The organism is Lysinibacillus sp. EB106-09-02-XG168 (genome assembly GCF_058791475.1).
This window is the reverse complement of sequence record NZ_JBYTDN010000002.1, coordinates 245,623-256,412: the sequence shown is the minus strand read 5'-3', so window position 1 is coordinate 256,412 and position 10,790 is coordinate 245,623. Positions and strand designations below refer to the sequence as shown.

The window sequence follows — 10,790 nt, the reverse complement described above, 5'->3', positions numbered from 1 at the left end:
ATTGTGTTTTTTTCTTCAAGCTTAATTGAAAAAAGGTTAAAATCTATTGAAAAACAAAACAATCGTTTAATAGAAATAACTGGAAGACAATAGAGATAAAATATAAATTGATATTCCACTAACTGCGCAGGGTAGTTGAATAAGGATGATGTTATAATTAAGGGGAAGTTTACTTTATATACACGCAAATATAGGAAAGATCAAGATAGAGGGTTAATTAAATGAATTATTATATTGTAATGCAAGGGCATACCTATTTAGAAGAAAAAGAAGCGGGTATTATTTGGTCACCGCAAAAGGATAAATCAGGTAAAGTACCGCACTCATGGAATCGAATGAAAGAAGTATTAAAAGGGGATTGTGTATTTCATTATGTACGTGGAGAGTTAGTTGCTGTTAGTATCGCACAGTCTAATTATTATGAAGCTTCAAAACCTGGTGAGATGCAAAGTTATTTACAATGGGAAAATGCAGGTTATTTAGTAGATTTAGAATATCATGAGTTAGACATACCGCTAAATATAAAAGCAAATTTTGATGCGATTTTACCGCTTCTACCCTTAAAATATTCTCCTTTCCAGCAAGATGGAAATGGCAATCAAGGTTATTTATACCCATGTAATGAAACGCTCGCAATTAAGTTATTAGAATTGATTAGTGATTTGAATATCTATGAAGAAAATCAGGAGCAATTAGAGTTTGCAATTGGCTCTGTTGTAAGTAGAGACAGCAATAAACTTGTACCAATATTAGTTGAGACAGACGCGGAAGCAAAAGTGAAAATTCGTAAAGGTCAGCAGAAATATAAAGAGGCGTTAGCTCCATTATGGAATCATCAATGTGCATTATGTGGTATTGATTTACCTGCAATGCTTAGAGCAAGTCATTCAAAGCCGTGGAAGGATAGCACAAATGAAGAAAGATTAGATGCTTTTAATGGTTTGTTGCTATGTTGTAATCACGATGCATTATATGACAAAGGCTATATTGCATTTGATGGTACAGGCAAGATACATATCTCTGAACGAATTGATGAATTGGATTATGTAAAGTATGGTATTCATCCTAAAATGCGGGTGAATCGTTATGAAGAAAATAAGAAGTATTTTAAGTGGCATAAGAAAAACGTGTTTATATAGAGAAATTGACAAAGAGAAGCAAGATTTATATGCTTCTCTCTCCGTATGTTATTAGACTGGTTGGTGAGCGTACTGTACGATATTACATCTAAGCCAACAGCAACAATTGAGAGGGAATAGTAAAAAGAGCTTAGAATCCTTTACTTAAAAGGATTCTAAGCTCTTTTTTCTTTATATAGGCTCTTCATTGCTAAGACGAAGGGGGGAAGGAAACAGAATTAAGAACTTGGATCAGCATGGTATTTTTACTGTTAATAACAAAGACTTTTATTTACTTGCACCTAAAGAAAAAAACTTAAATATCTGCTCAAACTTATTAGTGATTGTAGAGAGAACAGTCGCATCATAAAACAGTAGTACCTAATGCACTTCGTAATAACGTGATGTGCATTTTGTTAGAATAATATTTTTTATCGAAAATGTATAGATAATAAACTATAATTAATTAGGTATAAATAGTACAAAAGGAGAAATAAGTAAATGAAGAAAATGGGGATGTACATTGGTATAACGGTATTAGGTATAATAGCCGTTTTCGTAGGTAATTTACTTTTTACTGAATACCAATCGTACAAGTATGAAAAGAAAATAGAAAAATTAGAAATGGAAGAAGCAAAGGAACTTGCATTGAAGAATATTAAGTTTGATAAACCTATTATTATGGAAAATGAAGATAAATGGGAACTTGTAGTTACGAATAAGGGAAACCGAAATATTTTTGGTTCCTTCTATGTTGAGATGTATGATGAAAATGGTAAAAAGATTTTGAGAGAATTTGTACCGATTATTTCAGGACAACTAAGCCCTTATGGAGAATTTATTTATAAGGGTGATATTGATAAAGAATATAAAAACAAGGTCCATAATTATAAAATTTTAGATGCCCAATTAAATTCTGGTAAAGAATATACATCTTATTAAATAAATCTCTTAATTAATATAGATCCATATATGGTTATTATTAGAAATTTTTTTGTAGCACATTACAATTGAGTGGTAAGTGGAAAATATTTATCTTAGTTAAAAGTGTAGGAGGAATTAGATGAGATGATAGGGTTAACTGTAGTGACAGGAATGGTAGAAGCAGCAATAGGTTCTTTCATTGAAAGGAAGGTTATAGAGGATCCACTTGGGAAAGTTTGTGATAATGCATTGAATAAATTTCTAAATAAAAATGAAGAAGAAAAAAGGTATTTAAATAATGATTTAGAAAAAGGAATCAATAGGGCTTTTTTTAAGGCTTTAAAGAGAGTAAGTATAGAAGTTATTACAATAACTGAAATAGAAGCAACACAAGAAGAGTGGCTTATAAATCGTTTAAAAGTATTTAATAAAGAGATTGATAAAAAATTAGATAGTATTGAAAAATCACTAGATTCAACATTAGATTTAGAAATAGTATTTCATGACTTATCTAGAATGATTAACCCTAACGGAACTATTTCTAATAAAGAAGATGTTGAAAAGGAGTTAATAGAAATAGCCTTATCTTATGATATTCCTTCAGAAATATACATAAATAAAATTAAAAGTAACATATATACATATACAAAAAGTGAATTTATTGTTGAAATCAAACTTACTGAAGAGATTTATAAAATGTTTACAGCTCAATTATTAAGTGATACTAATGAAAAAGTAAACCAATTAGTTAAAGATAGCGTAAATCAAAACGAAATTTTAAATGAAATAAAGGATCAACAAAAAAGGATATTTGAAGAAGTTGAATTTCGGTCTGATAATTATGCATTAATGTCAGTGCAAAATGTTGAAGGGAAAGCGGAAGAGTTAATTATCAGAATTAAAAACGAAAAGGAATTAATAACAAGTGATACAGAGCTTTTCTTATTGGTAGATAAAGCAAATGATATTTTAAGAGAAGGCAAATTGCCTGTATATTTAATAGAATTTGAAATGATACCGTTTTTAAGTGAAAAGATAGGAGAACTAAAGGATAAGTTAACTAAAACAGTGAATGAAAATGAAATACTAAGTATTAAAAAGGATTTTAGAGATTTTAAGTCAATTTTAGAAAGAAAAGAGCGTCAAGCTAGGAATATTTCAAATATGCTAAAAGTTTTATATGATAAAGATTTTCTTTATTCGTATGTTAATGATATGAGAGGGGATTTCTTGATAAACTGTATAAAGAAAATTATTGAAATAGGGTTAGACGGTAATACAGATAATTATAATGGTATTAAAATTGAAGCTTATGCATCTCAAGATTTACCTTCATTTAAATTTAGATTATCAGAAGAGGAAGGAGGGAAGTTGTTTAAAAATGAGAATGACTATATGCTATTAAGAGTGCCATTTTATTATTATTTAACAGATTTACCGATAAATGAAATAATCGAGAAAGCTATTCCTTCCTACTTACAAACTTATACCATTTCAATAGATAGGTTTCCAGAATTAGAGAGTGATTCAAAGTTTAACAATTTATTTACTTGGTATATAGGATTGGCTTAACATAATAGAAGAAGCGGTTTAGTTCAACCGAGTGGTACCTTGATGTAACTCCTTATATGAGTAAGGGATACCTTATAGATAAAGCTCAAATAATTGGTGATACCCAATTAAGCAGTTATACCGTTTTCCCCTGGTTTAACGTTCCAAGATGTTTCAGATTGAATATTATATTATGATATGTAGAGAACCCTGTAGGTCATCGGAGAATTTACGATAAGCTACAGGGTTCCTTTATTTTACGAGAAATTCTTTACTATATTTAATTACTCTGTAATCAGTATCGCCGCTGGGGTGTTAAGCGAGCCAGCTGTAGAAGTATAGACTGAATGTGTAACACTAGTTCCTTTAGGTACAGTAAATGTAGCAATCCGAACACCTTGGGTATTGGAAGGCAGTGTAGGAACACCGTGAGTTGTACCGTTGTTCCAACGTACAGCACCGCCGTATGGACCTCCACGACCTGTCAAATATACCTTTAATGTTTTATCGGCTTGAGTTGGATTATTGAAAGTGATATTCGCCTTGTAAATAACACCATAATGCCCCTTATTAGTTGCTACAGCATCGCCAGGCGAATAGCTAGTTTCTTTAGTCATTAGGTTATCATTACCTCCATTATTTATGGAGAAACTTTTATTGCCGTCTCCGACAGTATATAGAGCAGCAGCGCCATCAGAAGTACCAAAGCCGTCGATATCGGAAAAGTTCCAAGAACCACGCGGATGAGTCCCAATTGGTGAAACAACTGCATTTTGATTACTACGAAGATCGGCAGTAGTATTTTTAGCAGCTACTGTTCTGACTTTATAAGACATTGGAGAACTAGACGATAAAGTAAACTCAATAATTCCACCCACCAAATAACCATTTGGTACTTTCCATTCTTTCACTAATCCAACTTTCCCCGCTGCAATGGAACTATCAACCGGAGAACTAGGCGTTAATGTATTTCCGAGTAAAGCTTTTGCGGCACATTTCCCATGAGCTACAAATCCGGTAATAGTTTCGATACAGTCTTTAACACCAGAGACTTTATAAGTACTGCCACTTGAACCATTACCAATGGTAACACCGAACTTGATAGTCGCACCTGTGTTATTGAGATGCCAAACAAACATTCGATAAGTTACGCTCGGTAATCCAGATGCAGCATCTGCCCAAAGAGTTGCATAACCATTAGTAAATGGAACAGAGCTATTAATAGTTTCTGGATTATCAGACAAGAAAAAACGTTGTTTATTACTTGCTTTACCGTATAAGTTTAAAGATGGTAAAACATTTGGGATTGTCACAGCAGTTAAATCAGATTGAGAACATGAAGCCATTATTATTTCCTCCTAAAAGTTAATTGAGATGTGAGACTAGTGGATGTCGTTGATTAGGTTATCCAAGAACCTTGTTATCGACGATTTCTCGCTCTCATATAAGTAAAGGGTTTAAGAGGGGGAATAAAACAACCTTCATTTTATTTTTTTTATGCAATCGATTAGGCTACTCTTAGAAGTGACGCTGGTGACGTTACACCTTCAATCACATAAATCACCATATCCTTAAACTACAATTAAAATAACAAAAACAATGACACCGATTGTAGTAAAAATCATCCATGCTTTCATTAGGGTAACTAAACAGCCTTTGCTATTTCTATAAATATAGAATCCTACGATATTCATCGTTAATACATATATTACAAATATTATTAATTTTACAATCAATCACCATCCCCTTTTAATTAGAACCGTGCCCATGAATACCGTATATTTTATATATCTTACATCAAAATTAATAGGATTCAAATTCTTGTACTTATCCCTAGATACGCTTATTATCGAACTAATTTTTTTGATATTAATTACATTACCGAAAAGCAAAGTTAATTTGATTAAGAGCCTTTATCTAGTCGTATATTCGTATAATTAAAATAGGTATAAAGAAGTTTTTATTTCCTTTTATTTCTTTTTATCTGTGGTATATAATTAGGTTAAATGTTTTTTGGGAGGTTCAAAATGAAGTTTATTAAAGATAGGTATAAAATCCTAAAGAAATTAAATGGCGGAAATATGTGTAATGTTTATTTATGTATAGATTTCGATCGAAATCAAGAAACCGTAGTTATAAAAACTTTTGAATGGACAGATGGAGAATCTGCTGAACTCTATAAAGCTTTGTTTAACAGAGAGCTAGAAAATTTAGAAAAACTTCATAATACGCATATAGTGAATCTTTTAGAAAAAGGAATAGATAAGGAGAATGGACTAAATTACATAGTTTTAGAATATTTTCAAGGAGAATCTTTAAATAATGTAGTTTATAAAGGGTTATTTAATGAAAAGCAAAAGGTAAAAATAATTTTAGATATTTTAGAAGGTATGGATTATGCACATTCTAAAGGTGTAATTCATAGAGATATTAAGCCTTCAAATATATTAATAAATGAATCTAACCAAATTAAAATAATTGATTTTGGAATTAGTAAACTAAAAGATAGTATGTATCAAAGTTTCACTATGAAAAATTATTTAACACCAAAATACGCATCACCGGAACAAAGACTTTTAAGAAATTTAGATTTTAGAAGTGATATCTATTCATTAGGTATAGTGATTGCTGAAATTTTATTAGAAAAAGAATTTGAATTCGAAGAAGATATAATTGGTTATGTGAAAAAATGTGAGTTAGATGAAAAATACAAAGAATTAGTCTTACTTATGATTGATGAAGAAGTAGAAAAAAGAATTAGTACAGTTAGTGAGTTGAGAAATAAATTTCAAGAATTCAACAAAAAAGATCGGAAGTTATATGGTATAGGGTTTGCAGATTCCGTTCTTAAAAGATTGTGCCAATTTGGATATTTAGAAGATGAAAGTCGAAGTGAAGCAAATAAAATAATTGCTAACGATTTAAATAAATCATTGATCTATATGGATAATGATAATAATTTAAGGAGCGATCAAAATACTTATAAAATATATGGTAAACAATATGAGTATAAATGTGTAGTAGATAAAAGAACTGACAGTACATTTACCATTATAGGAATACATTTCCCTAATAAATCTCAACATAATAGTAATAAAGAGTGGGCAATAACTCTTGATGGGGAATTTGAAGTTTGCCTTAGTTTAAATAAAGATAATGATTTCGATAATATTCATAGTTTAATTTCAAATTTTGAACTTGCATATCGAACTAAAAAATTGAAAGCTGATCAAGAGATAAATGAAAAGAATAGCATTCAACGATGGGAAACAGTTCTTCGTATATTAGAAGAAGATATAGAAGAAAATAAACTAACACTTCAGTACCGTCATTTTGAAGTAGATTCTTCAGGTGAAAAAATCATTTTGGAATTAAAAAATGAAGTTTCAGAAAAATTTTTCGATGAAGAACAATTATTATGTATGACTTCAGCATTTAATATAAACAAAAGCAAATTGGCAGGATATTGCATTGATTCAGATAATAATAAACTTATAATTCAATTGAGTAAAGATGCAAGTCCTGATGATTTTGCTAAGTCTGGGGAAATCTCCATTGACAGACGAATGATAGAAACTTCTCTTAACAGACAAAAGAAAGCATTAAAGTCTATTCAGTATCGAGAATTGAGTAACCCGAGAATAGCAGATATTTTATTGAATCCCGAACAAGCATCATATTCAAATTTATATATTGATTTGGAGTATGAAAGTGAAATGGATGATTCGAAAGAACAAGCTGTTGAAAAAGCGATGTTAGCTAAAGATATGTTTATTTTACAGGGGCCTCCTGGTACCGGAAAAACAACTTTTATAAGTGAACTTGTAAATCAAATTTATAAAGAGAACCCAGAAAGTAAAATTTTAATTTCTTCTCAGTCTAATGTAGCAGTGGATCACGCTTTAAATAAAATTAAAGAGATGCTTCCGAAATTATCACTTTTACGTATAGGCAGAAAAGATAAGCTCTCTTTAGGCGCTGAAAAATATATGATCGAAGAACAACTATCAGAATTAATCGGTAATATAAGGGAGAATAGTTTAGAATTCTTAGAGAGTTTAAAAAATCAAATCAATATGGATGAAACTCTAATTGAAAAATATGAGAAACTGTTAGAAATAGAACGTTTGAAACAAAATTTAGAAATCATTGATTTAGATATTCTAAATTCTCAAAATAGACTTGATATAATTATTCAAAAATATGAAGAGTTGAATAAATTAAATGATGAATTAGAAAAAGTAACTCATCTCTTAAATAAAGAAACAAAAAAAAACGAAGATATTGATTTGGATAATATAAGTAGAATGTTTAGAGAGAAGTTTATTAATTTTGGAACTCAATTTTTAATTAACTTGGATAAAGTTAAAAACTTAACTGCGGATAAAATAGAAATTGAAAATTCTCTGATTGAAACTATGTACAAATCAGATGAGATAAAAGGACAGCTAAAGGATGCTTATTCATATTTAGATTTAGAGGATGTAGAGCAATTTTATAGATTAAAAGAAGAAATCAACTCTACAATGAAAGGCAGACAAAAAGAGCTTGAGTTTATATCTAAAATTGAAAGCATTCAAAATGAATGGTTTACGCGTATTGGAACGGACGATAAATTATTAGACGTCTTAATAAAGAAAACTAATATTATCGGTGCAACTTGTTTGGGGATTTCTAGTCTTTCTTATAGTAGTGATGTAGTTTTTGATTGGGTTATTATAGATGAGGCAGGGAGAGCGACAGCTCCAGAATTATTAGTACCAATAACTCTAGGGAAAAAAATTGTTTTGGTGGGCGATCATAAGCAGTTACCACCTATACTAGATAAAAACATACAAAGTTTAGACTTGAAACAAGCCAATATTAAATTAAAAGATTTAGAAAAAAGCTTATTTGAAGAATTAATGTTAAATATAAATAGTAATTGTGTAGGTAGGTTAGAGCAACAATATAGAATGCATCCTGCTATAGGGAATTTAGTGAGCAAAGTGTTTTATGAGGGAATGCTAGAATCTAAAACAACTGTAGAACAAAGAAATCACGGTATTGAAAGATGGAATGGGAAGGGTGTTGTATGGTTAACAACATCTAATAGTACGAAAAAGTATGAGCAGGTTATTAAAAATCATTCACATCAAACCTATCAAAATGAATTTGAAGTTAATGTGATTTTTAATCAACTTCTAGATATGGAAGCAGAATGTGCTTCTAAGAAGTTATTTAAAGATGTTGGTGTAATTGCTGGATATCAAGCTCAAAAATCTTTAATTAGGAAAGAATTTGAAACTAAATACAAAGACAAATTTAAGTACCTGAATGTAGAAATAAATACAGTAGATGCTTTCCAAGGTAGAGAGACTGATATAATTTTTTATAGTATTGTAAGAAGTAATGATAAAGGTAAAATTGGATTTTTAAGTGATGCAAGACGTTTAAATGTGGCATTATCAAGAGCCAAAGAGTTATTAGTTATTGTTGGCGATCATATCTCGGTAACAAAGGAGTCTGTGACTTTTGATAATTTAGAAAATCCTTTTTTGAAAGTATACGAATATATTAATCTAAATGAAAATATTTGTACTTTAGAGGAGGTTCTATAAGTGATTGAAAAATTAGTGGAAAAATATAAAGATTCTGTTCCTGACGGGAAATTGGTGAAATCTGTTTATGCTGCTTTCCCTGTATATAAAGTTCATCTTGATATTACACTTCTGAAAAAGAAAGATATAGGTTTAGTAGAAGAATTCATACTCAAATTATTAGATATAAATATTAATGACATTAATGAAATGTCTAATATTTTAGGTATTGATAATAAACTTATAACAGATTCGATTGCACTATTATTTAAAGATAGTTTAGTAACAATTTTGAATGATAAACCTAAGATAACAGATAAAGGAAAAGACGTTTTAAGAAACTCAAAGTTAATTGTGCCAGAACAAGTGAGTTTTCATTTTTTAATAGATGGATTCACTGGAGAAGCGTTACCTCATAAAGCTTCTTTTACAGCCAAAGAAGTGAAGTCAAAAGATTTTCACGTGCTCTTACCAGATAAAGAGATTCCGTCGTTGAATGAAATTGCTTTTAATGATATTTCTAGGTTAATAAAAAATCATAAATCAGAGTTTCTTGATGAGACGTTTAATGGAGATTTGATTTCCATTAATAAAATAGAGAAATCTTACACTATGTATAAAAAACGTAACTTGTTGATTTTCTTAAATAAAAACAATAATTTAGACGTCAAAGTATTTGATGGTTTTGATAGAGAAGTAGAATACGAAAATATATTGTTGAAAATGCAAGAGGCTGGAATAAATCAGATACCTCTAGATAAAAAAGATATAATAGATGAATCTGAATTTAGTAAAGCGTTAACACAATTAATACCTGAAGAAGTAATTAAGCAGGCCGAATTAAACAGTGCGGAGAGTAAAAATACTAAACTTAAAGAAGCTACAGTAACCAGATTAATTTCAGAAAATGAAATCCTTTTGACGAATCCAGATGATTTGCCGGAAGAAGAGATATATTCAAAGACTCAAGAAATTAAAGCTCTTAAAAAGCAGCTAGATGAAATACAGTACAATAAAGAAAATAGCACAAGATTTATTGAGACTTATGAACATAGGTCTATACTGATAAATGCTCTAAAAAAGTCTAAGAAAATGGTTGTTATTTTATCGCCTTGGATTAGGTTTAGTGGATTTGATACGGAACTTCAAAATGAAATAATTAATTCCTTAAAGCGCGGTGTAAACGTGATTATTGGCTACGGAATAGCTGAAAAAGATGATAGTGATCCGAGAGCAGTTGAGAAAATTGATAATATGAAAAAACAAAGATATGGAAAAAAACTAATTTTTAAAAAGTTAGGCAATACTCACGAAAAAGTTTTATTAGTTGATGGGGAATATGTAGTGATTACAAGTTTTAATTGGCTTTCTTTTAGAGGAAATCCAAATTGGGGGTTCCGCCAAGAATCGGGAGTCTATACTGAAAACAAAGAGACAATTAATCAAGTAATAATTAGTATTAATGCAAGAATGGACATACAAATTGAAAAATACTTATAATAAATTATTAGGTAGGTAAAAAATCAATTTTAAGATCAAAATATTATTATTAAATCAGTCACAAACCATTGTTACAATAGGATTTGTGAGAAACTAGGGATTCTGTCGGGGCTTCGGT

Annotated in this window: 6 protein-coding genes; 5 read left to right on the top strand and 1 reads right to left on the bottom strand. The window is 30.0% G+C overall.

Annotated features, from left to right (window positions below):
• Window positions 1-221: 221 nt before the first annotated feature.
• The 3 genes from AC3WSO_RS01155 (at window position 222) to AC3WSO_RS01145 (ending at window position 3,614) form a co-directional block, all read left to right on the top strand.
• A complete protein-coding gene (locus tag AC3WSO_RS01155) occupies window positions 222-1,139 on the top strand; it encodes an HNH endonuclease (protein ID WP_492528042.1) in 918 nt (305 codons plus the stop codon).
• A 480-nt stretch (window positions 1,140-1,619) separates the two neighbouring features.
• Window positions 1,620-2,060: a hypothetical protein gene (locus AC3WSO_RS01150; RefSeq protein WP_323654358.1), complete on the top strand. Its 441-nt coding sequence runs from the start codon at window positions 1,620-1,622 to the stop codon at window positions 2,058-2,060.
• 126 nt (window positions 2,061-2,186) lie between these two features.
• Entirely contained in the window at window positions 2,187-3,614 is a 1,428-nt protein-coding gene (locus tag AC3WSO_RS01145) for a hypothetical protein (RefSeq protein WP_492528040.1), read from the top strand.
• A gap of 263 nt (window positions 3,615-3,877) precedes the next feature.
• Here AC3WSO_RS01145 and AC3WSO_RS01140 read toward each other — a convergent pair whose 3' ends face one another.
• Complete coding sequence (locus AC3WSO_RS01140) at window positions 3,878-4,939, bottom strand: hypothetical protein (protein ID WP_492528038.1); 1,062 nt, start codon at window positions 4,937-4,939, stop codon at window positions 3,878-3,880.
• A gap of 681 nt (window positions 4,940-5,620) precedes the next feature.
• Here AC3WSO_RS01140 and AC3WSO_RS01135 point away from each other — a divergent pair.
• Window positions 5,621-9,193 (top strand): AAA domain-containing protein, encoded by a 3,573-nt coding sequence (locus AC3WSO_RS01135; RefSeq protein WP_492528036.1) that lies wholly within the window; start codon window positions 5,621-5,623, stop codon window positions 9,191-9,193.
• Complete coding sequence (locus AC3WSO_RS01130; protein ID WP_492528034.1) at window positions 9,194-10,672, top strand: phospholipase D-like domain-containing protein; 1,479 nt, start codon at window positions 9,194-9,196, stop codon at window positions 10,670-10,672.
• The last annotated feature ends 118 nt before the right edge of the window (window positions 10,673-10,790 follow it).